The organism is Thioalkalivibrio thiocyanoxidans ARh2, from assembly GCF_000385215.1.
Taxonomy (GTDB): domain Bacteria; phylum Pseudomonadota; class Gammaproteobacteria; order Ectothiorhodospirales; family Ectothiorhodospiraceae; genus Thioalkalivibrio; species Thioalkalivibrio thiocyanoxidans.
The window spans coordinates 18,544-38,815 of the sequence record NZ_ARQK01000056.1 but is presented as its reverse complement, the minus strand read 5'-3'; the positions used below and the strand labels follow the sequence as shown (position 1 = coordinate 38,815).

Sequence of the window (20,272 nt, the reverse complement as noted above, 5' to 3'; positions counted from 1 at the left end):
TGCGGCAATGCCCGAGGGCGATACCATCCACAAGCTCGCCCGGGCGCTGGATCCGGTGCTGGCCGGTGCCGCGCTGGAGGTTGTGGCGACCCGGTCCCGGCGTGGTGCGGCACTGGTGGAGCATGGGGCCATGGCTGCGCGTGGCGTGAGTGCGCGCGGCAAGCATCTGCTGATCGAGCTGGATGACGCCGCGGGCCGCGCCTGGCAGCTGCGTACGCACCTGGGGATGTACGGGACCTGGCACCAGTATGCGCCCGGGGCCGCCTGGCACAAGCCGGAGCATCAGGCCTGGGCCGTGCTGCGGCTGGCGGACCGGGTGCTGGTCTGTTTTCATCCGCGCGAACTCGCCTGGCAGCCCCGGCCGGAGGGGCGCGGCGACCCGGAGCGGCTGGATGCGCGCGTAGGACCGGATCTGCTGGACCCGGCGGTGGACCTGACCGCGGTCGTCCGACGCATCCGGGCCCACAGCGACCCGGTGCGCCCCATCCTGGACGTGCTGCTGGATCAGTCGCTGGCGTCCGGCATCGGGAACATCTACAAGTCGGAGGTGCTGTTCCTGCAGGGACGGCATCCGCTCGACCCGGTCGGTGCGATTGCGGATGACAAGCTCCTCGCGCTCTATCGCGAGGCGGCGCGCCTGCTGCGGCGCAACCTCAAGCCCGGTCCGCGCATCACGCGCGAGCGGGCCGAGACGGACGAGTACCTGAACGTGTACGGGCGCGGCGGGCAGGCCTGCCGGACGTGCGGGACACCGGTGGAGCGGGCGCTGGCGGGCGAACACCTGCGCTCCACCTACTGGTGCCCGTCCTGTCAGCCAGGGAAACACTGATCAATGTACACGCTCGCGTTGGTACCCCAGGGAACCCGGCGGCGGGTACGGGCCACCAACGGATACGGACCTAACGAGGGCAGGGACATGGACAAGCGATACCCGGGGCGGTTGCTGGCGGCCCCATTGCTGGGCGGGCTCCTGGTGGCCTGTGGGGGTTCGGCCGGGATCGCGGCCGAGGAGTTCTACGCGGCCGATGGCGACCTGCGGGGCGAGGTCCTGCACACGGAGCTGAATCATCCCTGGGCGATTGCCTTTCTGCCGGATGGCGGGGTGCTGATCAGCGAGCGGCCCGGACAGCTCCGCTATTTTGCCGACGCGGAAAACCTCGAGGGGCGCGGTGACCTGGTCTCCGGCTTGCCGGATGACCTGGTTTCGCAGAACCAGGGTGGCCTCCTGGATCTGGCCCTGCACCCGGATTTCGAGGAAACCGGCTGGCTGTACTTTACCTATTCCGCGCAGGTGGACGGTGGTCAGACGACCCGCCTGGCGCGCGGGCGGTTCGCCGATGGTGCCCTGCAGGATGTCGAGGTGCTGTTCTCGGCCGAGCCGGGAGTACGCGGCGGTCGCCACTTCGGGTCGCGCATCGTGTTCGATGCGGACCACTACGTCTTTATCAGCATCGGGGACCGTGGAGATCGCGATCATTCACAGGACACGTCCACTCACATCGGCAGTATTGTCCGTCTGCATGACGATGGTTCGGTACCCGATGACAACCCGCTGGTGGATGATGACGAGGCCAAACCGGAACTGTGGGCCTGGGGGGTGCGCAACCCGCAGGGCATGGTGATCGACCCCGAGACCGGCACCTTCTGGCAGAACGAGCATGGCCCGCGCGGTGGCGACGAGGTGAACATCATCGAGCGCGGCCTGAACTACGGCTGGCCGGTGATCAGCCAGGGGCGGGAATATACCGGCGGACCGGTTGGAGAGGGCCTGACCGAGAAGGAGGGAATGGAGTCGCCACTGCACTACTGGACGCCGGCGATCGCGCCCTCGGGTATGGCGATCCTGCGCGATCCGGCCTTTGCAGACTGGGATGGCGATCTGCTGGTCGGCGGGCTGCGCGGGGAGACCCTGCGCAGGCTGACCTTCGAGGATCGCGAACTGGTCAACGAGCAGGACCTGCTGCCGGATCTCGGCCGCCGCATCCGCGATGTGCGCGTGCATGATGGCGCGATCTGGATCCTGACCGACCACAACCCGGGCGAACTGATCCGGCTGACCCCGGCCGATCCCGGCTGACGAATCCACGTTTCTGCGACGGAGTCCCGTAATGTTTGCGTTTTCCGAGCCGCGCATGCCCGCGCCCGAGGAGGCTCTGCCCGGGCGCGACGAGCCGCTGCCGGTCCCGCCACGGCACATGGTGCTGGGCACGCCACTCGCGCCGCCCTATCCGGATGGCATGCAGGTGCTGCATGTGGGCATGGGCTGTTTCTGGGGTGCGGAGCGCCTGTTCTGGCAGATCGAGGGCGTGTACTCGACCAGTGTGGGCTATGGCGGTGGCTACACCCGCAACCCGACCTACCGGGAGGTCTGTTCCGGGCAGACCGGGCACACGGAGCTGGTGCGTGTCGTGTTCGACCCGGCCCGGGTATCGATCGATACGCTTTTGCGGGTGTTCTGGGAGGGGCACGACCCGACCCAGGGCATGCGCCAGGGCAATGATGTCGGCACGCAGTACCGCTCCGCGATATACGTGGACTCGGCCGAGCAGCAGGCGGCGGCCGAGGTCAGCCGCGAGCGCTACCAGGCCGCGCTGGACGCTGCGGGGCGCGGCGCCATCACCACGGAGATCCAGCCCCTGGACGCCTGGTACTTCGCCGAGGACTACCACCAGCAGTACCTGGCCAAGGTGCCCAACGGCTATTGCGGTCTGGGCGGGCTGGGCGTTCCGTATCCTTCGGGCTGAGGGATCAACGAGTCGCGGTCATCCGCGGCCGGAGGAACCGAAGCCGCCGATCCCGCGCGTACTCTCCTCGAAGTCCTCGACCACGCGGAAGCGTGGCTGCACGACCGGGACGATCACCAGTTGCGCCAGGCGCTCGCCCACCTCCAGGGTGTACGCCTGCGCACCCCGGTTCCAGCAGGAGACCATCAGCGGCCCCTGGTAGTCGGCGTCGATCAGGCCGACCAGGTTGCCCAGCACCAGACCGTGCTTGTGGCCAAGCCCGGAGCGGGGGAGGATCATCCCGGCGTAGCCCGGGTCCTCGATATGGATCGAGAGCCCGGTCGGGATCAGTTCGGCGGTGCCCGGTTCAAGCGTCAGCGGTGCCTCGATCATCGCGCGCAGGTCGACGCCAGCCGAGCCGTCGGTGGCCGGGGCGGGCAGCGGGAAGTCCGCGCCCATGCGCGGGTCCAGGATCTTCAGGTCAATCTCGGGGACGGGCATTCGGCGTTCCTTGGTCCGTTTCGTATGCGATCAGTGTTGCCCCAGGCGCTCGACAATCAGGTCGATCAGCGCCCGCGCCAGCTGGGTCTTCGATTGGCGCGGGAACCGGCGCTCGCCACCTTCCCAGAGACACAGCAGTTCGTTGTCGGGCGTGCCGAAGGCGCGGCCCTCGTCGACCCGATTGGCGGCGATCAGGTCGATCCCCTTGGCGCGGCGCTTGGCCTCGGCATGTTCCTGCAGGTGGTCGGTTTCGGCTGCAAAGCCGACCAGGAACGGGCGCCGGGGGAGGGAGGCTGCCTGGGTCGCCGCCTCGGCCAGGATGTCGCGGGTGCGCTCCAGCGCCAGGTGCATCAACGGGTCGGACTTCTTGATCTTCTGCGCCTGCGGTTCCGCCGGGCGGTAGTCGGCCACCGCCGCGGCCGCGATCAGGATGTCGGTCTCGGGCAGGCGTTCCATCACTGCGGCGTGCATGGCGGCGGCCGTTTCCGTGGCAATACCCGAGACGCCCGCGGGCACGGCCTCGGCCGTCGGCCCATGCACCAGGGTCACGTGTGCGCCCGCGTCGCGCGCGGCCGCGGCCAGTGCAAAGCCCATGCGCCCGGAGCTGCGGTTGCCGATAAAGCGCACGGGGTCGATCGGCTCGAAGGTGGGGCCGGCGGTAATCAGTACGTGACGCCCGGCCAGCGGGGCATGTGCCGGCTGCAGCAGCTCCCGTGCGATCGCGGCGGGTTCGCGCATGCGTCCCTCGCCCTGCTCGCCACAGGCCTGGTCGCCCCTGTCCGGCCCGATCAGGGTCACGCCGCGCTCGATCAGGGTTGTGACATTGGCCTGGGTGGCCGGATGCGTCCACATGCGATGGTTCATCGCCGGTGCCAGCGCGACCGGGGCGGTGGTGGCCAGCAACAGGGTACTCAGCAGATCGTCCGCCAGGCCCTGGGCGTAGCGCGCCATCAGGCTGGCGCTGGCCGGGGCGACCACGACGCGGTCGGCCCAGCGCGCCAGGGCGATGTGATCCATGCCGGATTCCGCCTCGGCATCCAGCAGCTCGGTGCGCACCGGCGCCCCGGACAGGGCCTGGAAGGTCAGCGGGGTCACGAAGGCGCGGGCGCCGGCGGTCATGACCACGCGCACCTCGCAACCGGCGCGCTTCAGCTCGCGCACCAGCTCGCAGGCCTTGTAGGCGGCGATGCCGCCGCTGACGCCGATCAGGATCCTAGGTTGGCTTTCATGGTCCGTCATGCGGCGGATTCTACCCGTTCAGGTCTTTTCCTGGCGCGCGGAGACGCCGGCGGTCAGGGCATAGCGCATCGCGTCTTCCAGCGACATATCAAGCGGTTCCACGCGGCTGCGCGGCAGCATCAGTGTGTAGCCGCCGATCTGGTAGCTCATTGGCGTGTATACCGCGATGGTTTCCGCGCCACCCAGGTTGTCCGGCAGTCCCTCGAAGTCCTCGCGGGTGACAAAGCCGACCAGTTTGAAGTCGCTGCCCGGAAAGGTGACCAGCACGGCCTGCCCGAAGCGCTGGTGGATGTCGCCGGAAAGAAGATTCGTTACGTCGCGCACGGTCCCGTGGATGGTCTTGACCACCGGGATGCGCTGCATCAGCGATTCCATCCAGTCGAACAGGCCGCGCACCACATAGGCCTGGAGCAGGACGCCCAGCGCGAACACGAGCCCCAGCCCGGCGAGGATGCCCAGGCCCGGGAAATACAGGGCGTCGGGCAGGATCGCGCGCAGCAGCCCGCCCAGCACCGTCTCCGCGGTGGTGCCCAGCCACCAGAGCAGGGCCACGGTGATGACCAGGGGCAGGATGGCCGCCAGGCCGGTCAGGAAGGTCCGGGAAATCTTGCGCACCTGCAGTCTCCGTCCCAGGGGAGGCCCCGATGCTACCAGTTTCGGGCACGCGGGCGGCGCTGCGCACATTGCGATGGCCAGCGGGTCTACCATGGGGTATGCAGGATCATTCGGGAGTGACCGCGATGCGTACATGGAAACCGGTGGGTGTGGTGCTGGCGGGGTTGGCGATGGCATTGGTCTTCGTGACGTCGTCGCCGGCCGGAGGGCCGGCGGCGCCCGAGGACTACGAAATGCAGCCCGAGGTTGTGGCCCCGGGGGTCTATGCGGTGATGACCCCGGCGCGCGATTTCCCCAGTCGCGAGAATCTCGGCTGGAACGCGAACATGGCATTCGTGGTGACCGGCGAGGGCGTGCTCGTTTTCGATACGGGCTCATCCGAGACCATGGGCGTGGCCCTGCGCGCGGCGATTCGCGAGGTCACCGATCAGCCGGTGCGCTGGATCGTGAACAGCCACAGTCATGGGGACCACTGGCTGGGCAATCATGCCTTCGCCGAGGACGATCCGGAGATCATGGCCGGCCCCGAGGCCATCGAGCGCATGGAGGCAGAGGCCGAGACCTGGGTCGAGAACTTTCGCGAGATGACCGAGGGCGCGACCGGCGATACCACACCACTGCTGCCGAATACGCCCGTGGACGAGCGCGTCACGCGCGATCTGGGCGGCAAGGAGGTGGTGATCGTGCCCTCGGGCGGTGCCCACTCGCCGGGTGACCTGATCGTCTGGCTGCCGCAGACGAAGATCCTGCTGGCCGGGGATGTGGTGTATAGCGACCGTGCCCCCTCGGTCTGGGATGGCGACGTCGCGCGGTGGATCGAACTGCTGGACGAGCTGATCGCGCTGGAACCCGATGTGGTCGTCCCCGGCCATGGCCGGCTCGAAGGGGCGGAGACCCTGCCACGCCTGCAGAACTACCTGGCCACCCTCTGGGACGCGATCGAGGAGGGCGTGGACCAGGGGCTGCCCGACTACGAGACCGTGCCGCTCGTGCGCGAGCGCATGGCGGACATCATCGAGGACTACCCCGGGTTCGAGGATAAGATCGACCGCTCGGTCGCCACGACCTACCCCGATGTCGAGGCCGCGGTGTTCTGAGACGTGCGGCCGAAGTCAGAACTGCCAGGTGGCGTGCAGCGATCCGAACTCCGCCGCGCCCTTGGCCTGGCCGCTGAATTCGCGCGAACGCCAGACATGGGTGTAGCCCAGGCGCACCCCGCCCACGTGGAACACGAACCCGGCGGTCAACTCCCCAACCGCCGGATGCTTGTTCACCGAGGGCCCGTCGCGAAACAGCGGGCCGTCCAGGAACAGGTCATAGGCCATCAGCCGGGTATCCACCCCCGCGAACAGGTAGCCGCCTGCGGAGCCGACTGTCTCGAAGGTATGCGAACCCGATAGCGCCGGGTTGATCCGGGGCGGGCCGTAGTCGCGCGGCAGGTTGCGGCCGGCGCGCACGATCGCGCCGGCGTTGGCGAAGGTGAACGGGCTGCCCACGGTCGCGCCCCAGTGTGGGGTCAGGTCCCAGCCCCAGCCGCCCTCGGCGCGATGCGAGCGCCCGCGCAGCTGGCGCTCGTAACCCACCATCAGGGTCGCCTCGTTGCCGATCTGGTCGTCCCACCCCTGCGGTTGCGGTGCGCTGGACCAGCTGTGGACTTCCTTTTGTGTGCGGTCGGCCAGCGAGGCGGGCCCGACGGTGCCCACGGTGACCTGCAGGCGGTCCAGACGGTCGCCATGATCCTCGGCCAGGCTGAAGTTCAGATAAAGCCAGCCGGCGTAGGGGCGGTCGTCCGGGTCTGCGGGCGAGCGCTCGATGTCCTCTGGGGTGTACATGTTCTGGCCCAGGTGGATAGCCGATTTCAGGCGGCCACGTTCCTCGCGATCGACGAAGTACGGCAGTGCGTCCGCGACCCGCTGCAGCCAGGGGGGTACGCGCTCTTCGCTGCGCGTCCAGCCGATGCGGAAGCCATTGGTGTAGTAGCGGTCCTCACCGGCGAACAGGTCGTTCTCGAACTCGAAGTGCAGTGCGTCGACGCCGCGCTCGGCGGCGGCCGGTGCCGCCGCGAGACCCAGCGCGGCAACCAGCCCGCAGGCCATAACGCGCACCGTGCCGGCCGGGCGGGTTGTCGGGAGCTTCCGGTATGATCGACGCATGGACCTCTCCAACCAGATCATCTTCCTGGCGGCCATTGTGCTGCTGGGCAGCATCCTTTCGAGCGTGATCACCTCGCGCCTGGGCGTGCCCCTGCTGCTGGTGTTCCTGGTGATCGGCATGCTGCTCGGGCCAGAGGGCCCGGGCGGCCTCGAGGTGGAGAATATCACCCTGGCCTATCTGGTCGGCTCGGCCGCGCTCGCGATTATCCTGTTCGACGGCGGGATGCGCACTCCTGCTCGCAATTTCCGCATCGGGCTGAAACCAGCCCTGGGGCTGGCCACGCTCGGGGTGCTCGTCACCTCGGGCCTGACCGGGGTCTTTGCCGTCTGGTGGCTGGGGCTGTCCTGGCTGGAGGGGCTGCTGTTGGGGGCGATTGTGGGGTCCACCGACGCGGCGGCGGTGTTCTCGCTGTTGCGCTCGCGCGGGCTCGAGCTGAAAAGCCGAGTCGGTGCCACGCTCGAGATCGAGTCCGGCTCCAACGACCCGATGGCGATCTTCCTGACCATCGTGCTGATCGAGCTGCTGCTGATGCCCGATCAGCAGTTCGGTGTGGTTGTCGCCATCGAGTTTGTCCAGCAGATGGGACTGGGGGCCTTGTTTGGTGTAGCGGGCGGTTTCGCCCTGCTGGCGCTGATCAACCGGGTGCCGATGGCGGGCGGGCTGTACCCGCTGTTCGCGATGGCCGGGGCACTGGCCATCTTCGGCCTGACCGGGCTGGTGGGCGGCTCGGGCTTTCTGGCCGTGTACCTGGCGGGACTGTTGATCGGCAACCGGCCGCTGGAGGCCTCGCAGAACATCAAGCGCTTCCACGACGGGATCGCCTCGCTCGCACAGATCGGGATGTTCCTGATGCTGGGCATGCTGGTGACCCCCTCGGGCCTGCCGCCGGTAGCCCTGGATGCGGGGCTCGTCGCCGCGGTCCTGATCCTGGTCGCCCGGCCCCTGGCCGTATGGCTGTGTCTGTTTCCGTTCCGCTTCCCCTGGCGCGAGCAGGTCTTCATTGCCTGGGTCGGCCTGCGCGGCGCGGTGCCGATCATCCTCGCCCTGTTCCCGCTGCTGGCGGGTCTGGAACTGGCCGGCTACTTCTTCCACGTCGTGTTCTTCGTGGTGCTGATCTCGCTGCTGGTGCAGGGCTGGACCGTTGCGCCTTCGGCGCGCTGGCTGGGGCTGGAGCTGCCGCCGACTACCGCTCGGGTGCAGCGCACCGAGCTGGATATCCCCGGACAGCAGGAGATGGAACTGGTCGGCTATCGCCTGGCCGAGACCACGCCGGTCGTGCGCGAGGCATGGTCGAACTTCCGCCTGCCGGGCAGTGCGCGGGTCGTGGCCCACCTGCGTGAGGGCAAACTGCTGGATACGCTCGAGCTGCTGGATCTGCACGCCGGCGACCATCTCTACATCATGGTCGCCCCGGCCGACCTGCATGACCTCGACCGCTTGTTCGTCCCGCAGGACCAGGTGCCGGAACGCCTGACCGAGCGCAGCGTGTTCGGGGAGTTCGCCCTCAATGGCGATGCCCAGCTCGGCGCGGTCGGCATGGCCTACGGTGCCCCGGTCCCGCCCGAGCGTCAGGGCGACACCCTGGAGGCCTATCTGCGCCGCGAACTCCAGGCCGAGCCGGTCGTCGGTGATGCCGTCGATCTTGGCCCGATGCGTCTGGTCATCCGCGAGATGGACGGCGCCCGCATCACCAGGGTCGGCCTGAAACTGCGGCATTGATGCCCCTGGCGCGTCTCCCGGGGTGCCACGGTGGCCCCTGGCCCGGGCGCTCTCCTCAGTGGATCAGCACAGAAGGCATTCGTTGTTCCAATTGGTATGAGGGGTTTGATATAAGAGAAGAAACGAGTGTGATGAATTTCATACTTTGTGGATGAGGTGGGTCTGAGGCTTTGGACGAGCGGGTCGCCCCTCGTTATTGATGCTCGCAGTGCCTTCGCCGCCGCCCGGTGACCGGCACGCATCGTTTCAGGCTGTAGAGGAAAAGGGGGGGCGGGCCGGGGTGCCCGGAATGGGCCGGGCACCCCAATGCGTGAGCGAATACTCCCCCGGCCGCCGATGGGGACTAGTTGCCGAGCATGGCCTTCAGGCCCGCCAGGTGGGCCTGGGCGGTGAGCTTCTGCGTCTCGGGATCCGGCGGCCTGGCGTCCGGCCATTCGAGGTGTTCTTCGGGCAGCTCGTCCAGAAAGCGCGAGGGCTCGCATTCGATGGTCTCGCCGTAGCGGGTCCGGTTCTGGGCGTAGGTGATCAGCAGGGTCTGCTGGGCACGGGTCAGCCCGACATAGGCGAGCCGCCGCTCCTCCTCGATGGAATCGTCCTCCACGCTGACCCGGTGCGGCAGCAGCTCCTCCTCGAAACCCACCAGGCAGACATGCGGGAACTCCAGGCCCTTGGCGGTGTGCAGGGTCAGGAGCTGCACGGACTCGTCGCCGTCCTGGGACTCCCGGTTGCGGTCGAGGATGTCCATCAGGCTGATGCGGTTGACGATATCGGCCAGGTCCATGGTCTGCGCGTCGTCCGCCTCGTCGTCGCCGTACTCCGCGGTGGTGTTGCCGCCGCCCATGCGTCCAACCCAGTCGATGAACTCGCGCACGTTCTCCATGCGCCGGGTCGCGGCCCGCGGGTTGGAGCTGTTCTCCAGCAGCCAGGATTCGTAGTCGATGTCCTCGATCAGGGCGCGCAGCAGCGCGTCCGGGGCTTCTTCCATGCCGCGACGCTGGAAGCCGTCGACCCAGTCGGTGAAGCGTTCCAGGCGTGCCTGCGCGCGGGCATCCATGTACTCGGAAAGGCCGGCCCCGCGCGCTGCCTGCAGCAGCGAGGTGCCACGCTGGTTGGCGTAGTGGCCCAGCTTCTCCAGCGTCGCCGGGCCGATCTCTCGGCGCGGCACGTTGACCACGCGCAGGAAGGCGGTGTTGTCGTCCGGGTTGGCGAGCAGGCGCAGGTAGGCGACCAGGTCCTTGATTTCGGCCTTCTCGAAGAACGACTGTCCGCCGCTCAGGCGGTAGGGGATGCCCTGCTCGCGCAGGAGCTTCTCGAACAGCCTGGACTGGTGATTGCTGCGGTAGAGGATCGCGAAGTCGCCCCAGCCCGCATTCAGGCGGAAGCGCCGGCGCATCAGCTCGGAGACCACGCGCGCGGCCTCGGTGTCGGCGTCGGAGCAGCCGATCACCTCGATCTTCTCGCCCTCGCCGAGCGCACTCCACAGGCGTTTCTCGAATACATGTGGGTTGTTGGCGATCAGCGCATTCGCGGTATGCAGGATGCGGTTGGTTGAGCGGTAGTTCTGCTCCAGCTTGATCACCTCCAGACGCGGGAAGTCCTGCTGCAGACGTGCGAGGTTCTCCGGGCGGGCGCCGCGCCAGGCGTAGATCGACTGGTCGTCGTCGCCGACCACCGTCAGGCCATCGCTGACGCCGACCAGCAGGCGCACCAGCTGGTACTGCGCGGAGTTGGTGTCCTGGTATTCGTCCACCAGCAGGTGGCGGATGCGGTCCTGCCAGCGGTTGCGCAGCTCCGCGTCCGCGCGCAGGCAGTCCACCGGGCGCTTGATCAGGTCGTCGAAGTCCACCGCGTTGTAGGCCCGCAGGGCATCCTCGTAGCGCGGGTAGAGGTTGGCCGCGGCGGTCGCCTCCGGGGCGTCGCTCATCTGGCTGGCCTCGTGCAGCGCCTCTTCCGGCGTCATCAGGTCGTTCTTCCAGCGACTGATGTGGCCAATCAGGGCGTCGACCTCGGAGCCAGTATCGTCGCGGTAGGTGATCTCGCGCAGCAGCGAGCGGCAGTCGCCCGGGTCGAGGATGGAGAAGCCCGCACGCAGTCCGGCCGCGGCCAGTTCGCGACGCAGGAAGTTCAGCCCGAAGGTGTGGAAGGTGGAGACGCCGAGCCCGCGTGCCTGTTCCTTCGACAGGCGCCCCTGGACGCGCTCGCGCATTTCGCGCGCGGCCTTGTTGGTAAAGGTGATCGCGACAATCCGGCGCGCCTCCAGCCCGCGCTGCTCGATCAGGTGCGCGATCTTCTCGGTGATCACGCGGGTCTTGCCCGAACCGGCCCCGGCCAGCACCAGCAGGGGGCGGTCCGTGGTGGTCACGGCCGCCTGTTGTTGCGGATTTAGGGAAACACTGATCAATGGACACCCTCGCGCTCGAGTCGCTTTTGCGTGGGAACAAGGCGCGGTGACCGCCGTGCAGTCATTCTGCACAAGGAAGCCGCAACGCCGTTCCCGCGCAAAAGCGGCCGAGCCCCTTCGTTCAATAAGTTGTGGGGTTGGTATCCCAGGTTCCCCGATCCTGCGTTGCGCCGCTTGCGGGTAGAACCACTACCCGCTGCACGACGCGCCTTGTCTCGGAAAACCTGGGATACCAACGCGAGTGTGTACATTGATCAGTGTTTCCCTGGGTCGGACACGGGGTTGCGACTTCCTTCACGAAAAGAGGGCGGCGCGTAAACTACCCCAGTGCGTGCGCCTCATAAAGTGTGACCGTCCCGGAAACGTCCTTTGAAGGTCGGTATCAAGGACCGAATCACGAAAGAGAGGAGGCCGTATGCAGTTCGCTTCCCGTATCCCCGCCGCCCTGCTGATCCTGCTGGTGGCCCTGGGCTCGCTTGGCATCGCCGGTTGCGCCACTATGGAGGGGTTTGGCGAAGACGTGCAGGATGCCGGTGAATCCATTGAGCGACAGGCCGAAGACAACTCCGACTGACCCGTCCCCGCGTCAGACGGGCCTGTCCCGTCTGACGCAGTTCGATTTCCATCAACACCTCCTGGTGGAGGTTCCGGGCCCGGCGGTGATCCTGTTCACCCGCCGGGGCTGCGGGGCCTGCAAGGTCATGGGGCGGGTGCTGGAGCAGTGGCAGGCCGAGTCTGAAGCACCCGCCCTGTTCGTCGTGGATGCGGAGACGGATACCGCGCTGGTGCGCGAGTTCGAGGTCTTCCACCTCCCGGCCCTGTTTGTGTTCAACGCCGGCGCCTACCACGGCCGCCTCGAGGCCCCGCCGCGCCTGCCGTTGCTGCGCGAGGCCCTCGCGGCCTGTCTGCAGCGCGCACCCGAGGAGGCCCCGTGACCGAAGCCTGCGCCATGGATCGCGACTGGTGGCCGCCGGCCCGCGTGCTCGAGAGCCCGAACCAGGACGCGCGCCCTCCGGGGATGGAGCCCGAGCTGATCGTTGTGCATGCCATCAGCCTGCCGCCGGGCGAATTTGGCGGGTCACATGTGGCCGAGCTGTTCCAGAACCGGCTCGACCCCGATGCCCACCCGTACTTTGCGCAGATCGCCGACCTGCGCGTGTCCGCCCATGTACTGATCGACCGAGAAGGCGCGGCAACCCAGTTTGTGCCGTTCTCCCGGCGGGCCTGGCATGCCGGTGTCTCGCAGTGGCGTGGCCGCGAGCGCTGCAACGATTTTTCCATTGGAATCGAACTCGAGGGTACCGACGACGACCCGTTCACGCCGGTACAGTACGCCGAGCTGGCCCGCCTGATCGGCTGGCTGCGCGAACGCTTTCCGGCCATCACCCCGGATGCGCTGGCGGGCCACTGCGACATCGCCCCCGGGCGCAAGACCGACCCGGGCCCGCATTTCGACTGGGCCTGCCTGGAGGCCTGCCTGAGCGAGGACACGGCATGATTGTGGATCTGTTGCGACACGGCGAACCGGAGGGCGGGCAGCGCTATCGTGGGCATGGCTGTGACGACCCGCTCAGCGCGCAGGGATGGACGCAGATGGAACACGCGGTGCGCGACGATGACGGCTGGCAGGCGGTCGTCAGCTCGCCGATGCGCCGCTGCCGGGCGTTTGCCGAACGCCTGGTGGACGAGCGTGACCTGTCCCTGCATCTGGAGCCGGGCCTGCGCGAGGTCGGCTTTGGTGACTGGGAGGGGTGTACACGGGTCGAGCTGCAGCGCGAACGGCCCGACGAATACCGGGCGTTCTATGCCGATCCGGTGCATTCGCGGCCGGCCGGAGCGGAGCCGCTGGGGGCCTTTCGCCGGCGGGTGGAGACGGCCTTCGAGACCGCGGTCGGCGGCCAGTCGGCGGAACGCGTGCTGGTGATCGTGCACGCCGGGGTCATCCGGGCGCTGGTCGGCTGGGTGATGGGGGTTCCGGACGAGCGGCTGTTCCAGCTGGAATGCGAGTATGCGAGCCGGACCCGGCTGCACCGGCATCCGACGCGCGGCTGGCGCGTGATCCACACCAACCGCCTGCCGTGATGCGCGGAAGACGCGTTCCGGTTTGCGCATGCACGCCGGAACGGGAGAGCGTCTCCTCGAAGAACTAGCCGGCGCGGCTCTTGCGCTTGGGTACCGCCTTCACCGACAGGTAGTAGCCCTTGTCGAGGATCTCGAACAGGCGGTCGATGTTGGGGTGCTTGCCCGGGTTGGCGCGGGCATCGTCGGCATGGCTGCCGTACATCAGCAAACCGGAGTTGGCGGCCTTCGGGCCGATGCCACCGTAGTCCAGCGCCAGCTGGTAGTAGATCTGCAGCGACAGGGTCTGGCCGTCCACGTTCTCGATGGTCGCGCTCGGGTTGTAGTCCTCGCCGAACAGTTCCAGGCGTTCGAGATTGCTGACGTCGGGCAGGTTCTTGGGCATGTCGGACTCCTCGAAAAGATGGCGGCATTATCGGGGCATGCCGGGGCCGGGACAACCGCCTGCCGGGCTCCGACGGGCCCCGTGTTAAGATAAGCCCTTTTTTGCGAAGGGGTAGCAGCATGCAGCAGAGCGCGTTTATGGAGGCCGCCCAGGCCGCCGCCGATGCCGCGGACAAGGTCATCCGTCACTACTACGCCGCCGGCGTCGACGTCGAGACCAAGCCCGACGACACGCCCGTGACGCGCGCCGACGTGGAAAGCGAGCAGGCGATCCGCCAGGTGATCCGCGAGCGCTTCCCGGATCACGGCTTCTATGGCGAGGAAACCGGCCAGTCGGACATGGACTCCGACTACGTCTGGCTGATCGACCCGATCGATGGCACCAAGAGCTTCGTGCGTCGCTACCCGTTCTTCTCCACCCAGATCGCGCTGATGCACAAGGGCGAGCTGATCCTGGGGCTGTCCAACGGTATGCAGTTCGGCGAGCGCGCCTGGGCGGAAAAGGGCCAGGGCGCCTTCCTCAACGGCGAAAAGATTGCCGTCGCCCCGACCACCGAACTGGGCCGCGCCTCGCTGTCCACCGGGAACCTGAAGACCCTTGCGCAGAATGCCGAAGGCTGGAAGGCGCTGGGCGGGATCATGGCCGAGGTCAATCGCACGCGCGGCTATGGCGACTTCTACCACTACCACCTGCTGGCGCGCGGCAGCATCGACCTGATCATCGAATCGGATGTGAACATCCTCGATATCGCGGCGCTGGCCGTGATCGTGCGCGAGGCGGGTGGGACCTTCACCAATCTGTCCGGCGGCGAACTGGACCTGCAGACCACCAACGTGCTGGCGGCCGCGACGCCGGAACTGCACCGCACGGCCCTGCAGCGCCTCGGCTGGAAGGTGTAGTTCGGTCGATGATTGCGCACACGCCCGTCAGGTGGCGGGCGTGTGTCGGGTCCGTCGGGGGTTAGCGCTGGGCGCCGTTGCCGTTCTCGCTGACCAGACCATGGGCGCGCAGCTTCTTGCGCAGCGTGGCGCGGTTGAGCCCCAGAAGCGCCGCCGCCCGGCTCTGGTTGCCGTTGCAGCGCTCCAGCACGCAGGCCAGTAGCGGGCGCTCGACCTCGTTCATCACGAGCGCGTAGAGATCGTGACTACTCTGCCCGTCCAGCGTCTCGAAGTACTGGTCCAGCGCATTGCGCACCGACTCGGCGAGTACGCAGCCCGACGCGAGGTTGCCCGATGATACCGGCTCCCCGCTTTGTTCTTGTTCGAAAGAGGGTACGTCCATCCTCATGCGGCCTCGCTTGTGATTCCTGAGAGAATGGCGCGCAGGCGCCCAAGCTGTTCACTAGCGGTAGTGGCGGCGAGAAGGGAAGCCCGTGCCGCCCGGGTTGGGTCCTCCCCGAGACCCAAGTGCTGAAGATACCAGCCCAGGTGCTTGCGCGCGATACGTACGCCCTGCATTTCGCCGTATTGCGAATGCAGGGCCCGCAAATGTTCCTCGATCAGCGCAAGACGCGCCTCCCATGCCGGGTCGTCCGGCACCGGCTTGCCGGCCAGGGCGGCGCGGATCTGGCCGGGCAGCCAGGGGCGCCCCTGTGCCCCGCGCCCGATCATCAGCCCGGTGGCGCCGGTGATTGCGAGCGCCCGGTGCGCACTGTCGATATCGACTACGTCGCCGTTGGCCAGCACCGGAATGGAAACGGCCCGTACCACACGCGCGATGGCCTCGTAGTCGGCCGTGCCGCGATAGGCGTCGGCGCGGGTGCGCCCGTGTACCGTCAGCATCGCGATACCGCAATCCTGCGCGATGCCCGCGACGGTCTCGGCGTTGATCCGCTCGCGATCCAGCCCCAGGCGCATCTTCAGCGTGACCGGCACCTCGACGCTCTCCACCAGTGCGGTCAGCAGTTCGTGTACCCGCTCCGGCTCGCCCAGCAGGGCCGAGCCTGCGGCCTTGCTGCAGACCTTCTTGGCCGGGCAGCCGAGGTTCAGGTCGACCACGTCCGCCCCGCGGCGCACGTTCTCGCGCGCGGCCTCGGCCAGCGCCTCGGGCTCGTTGCCCAGCAGCTGGACGATGCGCGGGCGGGGTTCCTGGCGATGGTCCAGCCGGTGCCGGCTCTTGTCGCTGCCCCACAGGCGCGTGTCCGAGGTGACCATCTCCGAGACGGCCGCGCTCGCACCCAGGCGCCGCGCGATCAGGCGCAGGGGGCGGTCGCTGACGCCTGCCATCGGGGCCAGAAATACGGGCGGGTCGGGGAAATGGTGAGGACCAAGCTGCATGCGGGGTTCAGGCCAACGGGGGTCGAACACGCGATTCTAGCAGCTGCCGTGCAAAGCGGGCTCAGTGCAGCGTGATTTCGGCCCCGGTGATGTGCGGCCCGGTATCGGGTAATTCGATCTCGATCGCATAGCGGCGACCCGCGCTCATCGATGCGTCCAGGTTGGCATGGCCATCCGCCGGGTGGAGGCGCCACTTGCCGCGGCGTGTGCCCAGCCGATCGGACAGCTGGATGTCCACCACCGGCCAGGCCTGTCTCAGGGGGCTTGTCAGCTCGAATCGGATGGACAGGTCTCCCGCGTCGGTGGTCTCCAGATTCGGGGACGAGACGCGGATGCGTTCCGGTTCGCGTGCGGGTTCCCACGGCGGGCAGAGATCCTCGATACGGGGGGTGGTGCAGAGGCTCGCCCGGGCGTGGTCCAGCCCGCTCCAGGTCCCCGGGGGCACCGGCGGCGCCAGCAGCAGCTGCAGGGAGAGGAGGGCGAGCAGCAGGAGGGTCAAAAAGGTGGCGAACGCCCGCCCCGGGCGCCGCCCCGGATATGCCGTGGCCTGCCCGGGGCGGGTATCGATATCGAGTTCCTGTGCTTGGCGCCGGGGGCTGCGCTCGATATCCAGGGAGACGGCGTGGCGCACCGCCGAGATGCCGGGGCCGGTCGCCCGTTCGCCGGCGCCGCCGATCTCGAGTGCCGGGAACAGCGCAAAGTCCACGCCGCAGGCATCGCAGTGTGCCTGGTCCAGACGCAGCTCCTCGCCGCGGGTCAGGGTGTGGGCAACGCCACAATGGGGGCAGCGGGCGAGCATCGCGAGGGGCTTCGGTCAGCCGTACTAGGGAAACACTGACCCATGTACACGTTCGCGGCCCGTACGCGTGCGCATACGCTAGCGCCGGCGCCCGCTGAGCAGGGCCCAGCCCTCGCGGGTGTCCTCGATCCCGATGTCGAAGGCGTCCGCGTAGGCTGCCATGACCTCGTCGGCCTGGCGTTCCAGCAGGCCGGCCAGCAGCAGGCGCGCCCCCGGGCGGGCCGCACGGGCCAGTTCCGGGGCGAGGTCGATCAGGGGCTTGGCCAGGATGTTGGCGATCACCAGGTCAAAGCCCGCATCCGGTATCGGGTGGTCGGTCAGGCCGACGTCGATCCGGTCCTCGGGGATGTCGTTTGCCGCCGCATTGCTGTAGGTGGCCTGGACGGCCTGGCGGTCGATGTCGGTGCCCACCGCATGCCGTGCCCCCAGCTTCAACGCGGCAATCGCAAGGATGCCGGAGCCGCAGCCGTAGTCGAGCACCTCCTGGTCGTGTGGCGGGTTCGCCGCGAGCGATTTCAGGCACATCGCGGTGGTCGGGTGATTGCCGGTGCCAAAGGCCAGGCCCGGGTCGAGATGCACGAATACGCCATCCTCGACGTCGGGCGGGGTTTCCCAGGAGGGCACGATCCACAGTGGCCCCCCACAGTGGATGGCGCCCAGGCCGTCGAGCCCCGCACGCACCCAGTCCTGGTCCTCGATCGCGACCACGGAGATGGACTCCGGTGCCGGCTGGCGACGCTCCAGCGACGCGGCGGCCAGCTCGGCCTGGGTGGCGTCGGCGAACACGGCCTTCAGGCACACGCTGGACCACAGCGGATGGGTGCCAAGCGGCGGCTCGAACAGCGGCTCGTCGGCGCCGTCGTGCAGCTCCACGCTCACGGCGCCGAGCTCGAACAGGGCATCCTCCAGGGGCTCGGCCTGTTCCGGGGCGATCTGGCACTGCAGCTCGGCGAGGCTCATCAGGTCAGCGACTTCAGCTTCTTTTCCAGGTAGTGGATATCGGTCCCACCGTTCTGGAAGTTCGCGTCGTTTATCAGCTCGCTGTGCAGGGCGATGTTGGTCTCGATCCCGTCGATCACGATCTCGCCGAGCGCGCCGCGCATGCGGGCGATCGCGACGTTACGGTTATGACCGTGGGCGATCAGCTTGCCGATCATCGAGTCGTAGTAGGGCGGCACCGCATAGCCGTTGTAGATATGGGTATCCATGCGGATGCCGAGCCCGCCAGGGGCGTGATACTGCTGGATGGTGCCCGGGCTGGGGATGAACGTGGCCGGATTCTCGGCGTTGATGCGGCACTCGATCGCATGCCCGCGGATCTCCACCTGGTCCTGGGTCAGGGACAGCGGCTCGCCCGCCGCGATGCGAATCTGCTCGCGCACCAGGTCGATGCCGGTGACCTGCTCGGTCACCGTGTGCTCGACCTGCAGCCGGGTGTTCATCTCGATGAAGTAGAACTCCCCGTTCTCGTACAGGAACTCGAAGGTCCCGGCGCCGCGGTAGCCGATCTCCTGGCAGGCCCGGACCAGCCGCTCGCTCATGGCCTGGCGCTGCTCGTCGGTGATGCCCGGTGCCGGGGCTTCCTCGATCACCTTCTGGTGGCGGCGCTGCATCGAGCAGTCGCGCTCGCCCAGGCAGATGGCGTTGCCCTGGCTGTCGGAGAGGATCTGGAATTCCACGTGGCGCGGGTGCTCGAGGTACTTCTCCATGTACAGGGTGTCGTTGCCGAACCCCTGCTGGGCCTCGCTGCGGGTCAGCGAGATCGAATGCAGTAGCGCCCCCTCGGTGTGCACTACGCGCATGCCGCGGCCACCGCCGCCCGCGGCGGCCTTGATGATCACCGGGTAGCCGATCTCGCGGGCCAGCGCCATGTTGGTGTCGGCGTCGTCGGTCAGCGCGCCGCCGGAGCCGGGTACACAGGGGACGCCGGCGTCCAGCATCGCCTGCTTGGCCGAGACCTTGTCGCCCATCAGGCGAATCGTCTCGGCGCGCGGGCCGATGAAGGCAAAGCCCGAGGACTCCACGCGCTCGGCGAAGTCCGCGTTCTCGGACAGGAAACCGTAGCCGGGGTGGATCGCGCCGGCATCGGTGACCTCGGCCGCGGCGATCAGCGCGGGGATATTCAGGTAGCTCTCGCCGGAGGCGGCCGGCCCGATGCAGACCGACTCGTCGGCCAGGCGCACGTGCTTCAGGTCGCGGTCGGCGCTGGAGTGCACCGCGACCGTCGCGATGCCCATCTCGCGGCAGGTGCGCAGGACCCGCAGGGCGATCTCGCCGCGGTTGGCGATCAGAATCTTTTCAAACATGCTCGGACCTGTAGGCAGCGGAGTCGGGGGGCGTCAGCCGATGATGAACAGGGGCTGGCCGTATTCCACCGGGTTGCCGTTCTCGACCAGGATGTCGCGGATGGTGCCGGCCTGGTCCGCCTCGATGGGGTTGAGCATCTTCATCGCCTCGATGATGCACAGTGTCTCGCCGACCTCTACCGTCTGGCCGACCTCGACAAAGGGCTTCGCGCCGGGGCTCGGGGCACGGTAGAAGGTGCCGACCATCGGCGCGGTGACCGGGTGGCCGTCCACTGCCGGCGCCGCGGGTTCCGCGGCGGGGGGGTCGCCGGCCGACGCGGCCGGTGCGGATGCCGGGGCCGGCATCGCCGCCGGGGCGGCCGCCACGGCCGTGCCGCTCGGCGAGCGCGTGATGCGCACCGATTCCTCGCCTTCGTGAATCTCGATCTCGTGGATGCCGCTCTCGTCGAGCAGATCGATCAGTTTCTTGACCTTGCGAATATCCATGGGGTGTCTATGACTCCTTGAGGGCCGCGATTGCCGCGTCCAGCGCCATCCGGTAGCCGATCACGCCGAACCCGCTCAGGGTGCCGGCGGCGACATCGGCCAGGCGCGAAGTATGGCGAAACGCCTCGCGCGCGTGGATGTTGCTGATGTGAATCTCGTAAAACGGGATGTCGACGCCCAGCAGGGCGTCGCGCAGGCTTACGCTGGTGTGCGTCAGGCCGCCCGGGTTGATCAGGATGCGGCGTACGCCCTCGCTGCGCGCCGCATGGATGCGGTCGATCAGCTCGCCTTCATGGTTGCTCTGGAAGCAGGCGAGGGTTTCCCCGGCGGCCTGGGCGTGCGCCGTCAGGTCGGCCTCGATGTCCGCCAGCGTATAGTGCCCGTACCGCTCCGGCTCCCGCTGTCCCAGCAGGTTCAGGTTGGGGCCGTTGAGCAGCAGGATAGAAGGCATGATGAGCGGAATCGGCAGCGATCCTGTCGTGAATGGACGCGATTGCACCAAAAATGGAGGGTGCATCGAATGAACGGGATTCTGCCGTACCGGTGGTGCGAGTGTCCAGCCAGACAGGCGTTTTTTGCCCGGGCTCGT

23 protein-coding genes are annotated in these 20,272 nt (G+C 67.9%); 10 read left to right on the top strand and 13 right to left on the bottom strand.

Annotated elements, in window-relative coordinates; genetic code table 11:
- Positions 1-7: 7 nt before the first annotated feature.
- From G372_RS0109730 to msrA, 3 genes are all read left to right on the top strand, one after another.
- Positions 8-829 (top strand): Fpg/Nei family DNA glycosylase, encoded by an 822-nt coding sequence (locus G372_RS0109730; protein ID WP_018864636.1) that lies wholly within the window; start codon positions 8-10, stop codon positions 827-829.
- An 87-nt stretch (positions 830-916) separates the two neighbouring features.
- Positions 917-2,077 carry a PQQ-dependent sugar dehydrogenase gene (locus tag G372_RS0109725; RefSeq protein ID WP_018864637.1) on the top strand — a complete coding sequence of 387 codons (1,161 nt, stop codon included), beginning with the start codon at positions 917-919 and terminating at the stop codon, positions 2,075-2,077.
- Between the two features lie 31 nt (positions 2,078-2,108).
- The gene (msrA, locus tag G372_RS0109720; protein WP_019624068.1) at positions 2,109-2,744 is read left to right on the top strand and encodes a peptide-methionine (S)-S-oxide reductase MsrA; all 636 of its coding nucleotides are present in this window, start codon (positions 2,109-2,111) and stop codon (positions 2,742-2,744) included.
- A gap of 18 nt (positions 2,745-2,762) precedes the next feature.
- Here the strand turns inward: msrA and dut are convergent, their stop codons facing one another.
- The 3 genes from dut to G372_RS0109705 are packed head-to-tail and all read right to left on the bottom strand — an operon-like array spanning position 2,763 to position 5,078.
- The gene (gene dut, locus G372_RS0109715; RefSeq protein ID WP_018864639.1) at positions 2,763-3,224 is read right to left on the bottom strand and encodes a dUTP diphosphatase; all 462 of its coding nucleotides are present in this window, start codon (positions 3,222-3,224) and stop codon (positions 2,763-2,765) included.
- A 30-nt stretch (positions 3,225-3,254) separates the two neighbouring features.
- Positions 3,255-4,463, bottom strand: a complete 1,209-nt coding sequence (gene coaBC / locus G372_RS0109710; protein ID WP_018864640.1) for a bifunctional phosphopantothenoylcysteine decarboxylase/phosphopantothenate--cysteine ligase CoaBC — start codon at positions 4,461-4,463, stop codon at positions 3,255-3,257.
- A gap of 18 nt (positions 4,464-4,481) precedes the next feature.
- A complete protein-coding gene (locus G372_RS0109705; RefSeq protein WP_018864641.1) occupies positions 4,482-5,078 on the bottom strand; it encodes a DUF502 domain-containing protein in 597 nt (198 codons plus the stop codon).
- Between the two features lie 149 nt (positions 5,079-5,227).
- Here G372_RS0109705 and G372_RS0109700 point away from each other — a divergent pair, with 149 nt between their 5' ends.
- On the top strand, positions 5,228-6,175 hold the full coding sequence (locus G372_RS0109700) for an MBL fold metallo-hydrolase (protein ID WP_026279047.1): 948 nt from the start codon (positions 5,228-5,230) through the stop codon (positions 6,173-6,175).
- Positions 6,176-6,190: 15 nt separating this feature from the next.
- Here G372_RS0109700 and G372_RS0109695 read toward each other — a convergent pair whose 3' ends face one another.
- Positions 6,191-7,231 (bottom strand): lipid A deacylase LpxR family protein, encoded by a 1,041-nt coding sequence (locus G372_RS0109695; RefSeq protein ID WP_038070508.1) that lies wholly within the window; start codon positions 7,229-7,231, stop codon positions 6,191-6,193.
- On the opposite strand from G372_RS0109695, the gene G372_RS0109690 reads away from it, so the two are divergent.
- The gene (locus tag G372_RS0109690) at positions 7,230-8,951 is read left to right on the top strand and encodes a potassium/proton antiporter (RefSeq protein WP_019624071.1); all 1,722 of its coding nucleotides are present in this window, start codon (positions 7,230-7,232) and stop codon (positions 8,949-8,951) included. The two genes, G372_RS0109695 and G372_RS0109690, sit on opposite strands and share 2 nt — an antisense overlap.
- Before the next feature lie 343 nt (positions 8,952-9,294).
- On the opposite strand, the gene G372_RS0109685 is transcribed toward G372_RS0109690, so the two are convergent.
- A complete protein-coding gene (locus tag G372_RS0109685) occupies positions 9,295-11,349 on the bottom strand; it encodes a UvrD-helicase domain-containing protein (RefSeq protein WP_196800076.1) in 2,055 nt (684 codons plus the stop codon).
- A 418-nt stretch (positions 11,350-11,767) separates the two neighbouring features.
- Here G372_RS0109685 and G372_RS0109680 point away from each other — a divergent pair, with 418 nt between their 5' ends.
- The 4 genes from G372_RS0109680 to G372_RS0109665 are packed head-to-tail and all read left to right on the top strand — an operon-like array spanning position 11,768 to position 13,434.
- Positions 11,768-11,926: an entericidin A/B family lipoprotein gene (locus tag G372_RS0109680; protein ID WP_019624073.1), complete on the top strand. Its 159-nt coding sequence runs from the start codon at positions 11,768-11,770 to the stop codon at positions 11,924-11,926.
- Positions 11,927-11,957: 31 nt separating this feature from the next.
- Positions 11,958-12,287: a thioredoxin family protein gene (locus G372_RS0109675; RefSeq protein ID WP_081621272.1), complete on the top strand. Its 330-nt coding sequence runs from the start codon at positions 11,958-11,960 to the stop codon at positions 12,285-12,287.
- Positions 12,284-12,850 (top strand): 1,6-anhydro-N-acetylmuramyl-L-alanine amidase AmpD, encoded by a 567-nt coding sequence (gene ampD / locus G372_RS0109670; RefSeq protein WP_018864648.1) that lies wholly within the window; start codon positions 12,284-12,286, stop codon positions 12,848-12,850. The genes G372_RS0109675 and ampD overlap by 4 nt, the downstream gene beginning before the upstream one ends.
- Positions 12,847-13,434: a histidine phosphatase family protein gene (locus tag G372_RS0109665; RefSeq protein WP_019624075.1), complete on the top strand. Its 588-nt coding sequence runs from the start codon at positions 12,847-12,849 to the stop codon at positions 13,432-13,434. The genes ampD and G372_RS0109665 overlap by 4 nt, the downstream gene beginning before the upstream one ends.
- Positions 13,435-13,498: 64 nt before the next feature.
- Here G372_RS0109665 and G372_RS0109660 read toward each other — a convergent pair whose 3' ends face one another.
- The gene (locus G372_RS0109660) at positions 13,499-13,816 is read right to left on the bottom strand and encodes a DUF2322 family protein (protein WP_018864650.1); all 318 of its coding nucleotides are present in this window, start codon (positions 13,814-13,816) and stop codon (positions 13,499-13,501) included.
- Positions 13,817-13,935: 119 nt separating this feature from the next.
- Here G372_RS0109660 and G372_RS0109655 point away from each other — a divergent pair, with 119 nt between their 5' ends.
- Positions 13,936-14,715 (top strand): inositol monophosphatase family protein, encoded by a 780-nt coding sequence (locus tag G372_RS0109655; RefSeq protein ID WP_018864651.1) that lies wholly within the window; start codon positions 13,936-13,938, stop codon positions 14,713-14,715.
- 61 nt (positions 14,716-14,776) lie between these two features.
- Here the strand turns inward: G372_RS0109655 and G372_RS0109650 are convergent, their stop codons facing one another.
- The 7 genes from G372_RS0109650 to aroQ form a co-directional block, all read right to left on the bottom strand.
- Positions 14,777-15,097, bottom strand: a complete 321-nt coding sequence (locus G372_RS0109650) for a helix-turn-helix domain-containing protein (protein WP_018864652.1) — start codon at positions 15,095-15,097, stop codon at positions 14,777-14,779.
- 2 nt (positions 15,098-15,099) lie between these two features.
- A complete protein-coding gene (dusB, locus tag G372_RS0109645) occupies positions 15,100-16,092 on the bottom strand; it encodes a tRNA dihydrouridine synthase DusB (RefSeq protein WP_019624076.1) in 993 nt (330 codons plus the stop codon).
- Positions 16,093-16,153: 61 nt separating this feature from the next.
- A complete protein-coding gene (locus G372_RS0109640; RefSeq protein ID WP_019624077.1) occupies positions 16,154-16,891 on the bottom strand; it encodes a hypothetical protein in 738 nt (245 codons plus the stop codon).
- A gap of 78 nt (positions 16,892-16,969) precedes the next feature.
- Entirely contained in the window at positions 16,970-17,851 is an 882-nt protein-coding gene (gene prmA / locus G372_RS0109635; RefSeq protein WP_019624078.1) for a 50S ribosomal protein L11 methyltransferase, read from the bottom strand.
- Positions 17,851-19,197 carry an acetyl-CoA carboxylase biotin carboxylase subunit gene (gene accC, locus G372_RS0109630; protein WP_018864656.1) on the bottom strand — a complete coding sequence of 449 codons (1,347 nt, stop codon included), beginning with the start codon at positions 19,195-19,197 and terminating at the stop codon, positions 17,851-17,853. The genes prmA and accC overlap by 1 nt, the downstream gene beginning before the upstream one ends.
- A 33-nt stretch (positions 19,198-19,230) precedes the next feature.
- The gene (gene accB, locus G372_RS0109625) at positions 19,231-19,683 is read right to left on the bottom strand and encodes an acetyl-CoA carboxylase biotin carboxyl carrier protein (protein WP_019624079.1); all 453 of its coding nucleotides are present in this window, start codon (positions 19,681-19,683) and stop codon (positions 19,231-19,233) included.
- A gap of 7 nt (positions 19,684-19,690) precedes the next feature.
- Positions 19,691-20,134: a type II 3-dehydroquinate dehydratase gene (gene aroQ, locus G372_RS0109620; RefSeq protein WP_018864658.1), complete on the bottom strand. Its 444-nt coding sequence runs from the start codon at positions 20,132-20,134 to the stop codon at positions 19,691-19,693.
- Between the last annotated feature and the right edge of the window lie 138 nt (positions 20,135-20,272).

Excerpts from the sequence above, each read along its gene's own strand:
- G372_RS0109730 (WP_018864636.1), top strand. The coding sequence starts at position 8 with ATGCCCGAGGGCGATACCATCCACAAGCTCGCCCGGGCGCTGGATCCG.
- G372_RS0109725 (WP_018864637.1), top strand. The coding sequence starts at position 917 with ATGGACAAGCGATACCCGGGGCGGTTGCTGGCGGCCCCATTGCTGGGC.
- msrA (WP_019624068.1), top strand. The coding sequence starts at position 2,109 with ATGTTTGCGTTTTCCGAGCCGCGCATGCCCGCGCCCGAGGAGGCTCTG.
- dut (WP_018864639.1), bottom strand. The coding sequence starts at position 3,224 with ATGCCCGTCCCCGAGATTGACCTGAAGATCCTGGACCCGCGCATGGGC.
- coaBC (WP_018864640.1), bottom strand. The coding sequence starts at position 4,463 with ATGACGGACCATGAAAGCCAACCTAGGATCCTGATCGGCGTCAGCGGC.
- G372_RS0109690 (WP_019624071.1), top strand. The coding sequence starts at position 7,230 with ATGGACCTCTCCAACCAGATCATCTTCCTGGCGGCCATTGTGCTGCTG.
- G372_RS0109695 (WP_038070508.1), bottom strand. The coding sequence starts at position 7,231 with ATGCGTCGATCATACCGGAAGCTCCCGACAACCCGCCCGGCCGGCACG.
- G372_RS0109680 (WP_019624073.1), top strand. The coding sequence starts at position 11,768 with ATGCAGTTCGCTTCCCGTATCCCCGCCGCCCTGCTGATCCTGCTGGTG.
- G372_RS0109665 (WP_019624075.1), top strand. The coding sequence starts at position 12,847 with ATGATTGTGGATCTGTTGCGACACGGCGAACCGGAGGGCGGGCAGCGC.
- G372_RS0109660 (WP_018864650.1), bottom strand. The coding sequence starts at position 13,816 with ATGCCCAAGAACCTGCCCGACGTCAGCAATCTCGAACGCCTGGAACTG.
- G372_RS0109655 (WP_018864651.1), top strand. The coding sequence starts at position 13,936 with ATGCAGCAGAGCGCGTTTATGGAGGCCGCCCAGGCCGCCGCCGATGCC.
- G372_RS0109650 (WP_018864652.1), bottom strand. The coding sequence starts at position 15,097 with ATGGACGTACCCTCTTTCGAACAAGAACAAAGCGGGGAGCCGGTATCA.
- dusB (WP_019624076.1), bottom strand. The coding sequence starts at position 16,092 with ATGCAGCTTGGTCCTCACCATTTCCCCGACCCGCCCGTATTTCTGGCC.
- G372_RS0109640 (WP_019624077.1), bottom strand. The coding sequence starts at position 16,891 with ATGCTCGCCCGCTGCCCCCATTGTGGCGTTGCCCACACCCTGACCCGC.
- prmA (WP_019624078.1), bottom strand. The coding sequence starts at position 17,851 with ATGAGCCTCGCCGAGCTGCAGTGCCAGATCGCCCCGGAACAGGCCGAG.
- accC (WP_018864656.1), bottom strand. The coding sequence starts at position 19,197 with ATGTTTGAAAAGATTCTGATCGCCAACCGCGGCGAGATCGCCCTGCGG.
- accB (WP_019624079.1), bottom strand. The coding sequence starts at position 19,683 with ATGGATATTCGCAAGGTCAAGAAACTGATCGATCTGCTCGACGAGAGC.
- aroQ (WP_018864658.1), bottom strand. The coding sequence starts at position 20,134 with ATGCCTTCTATCCTGCTGCTCAACGGCCCCAACCTGAACCTGCTGGGA.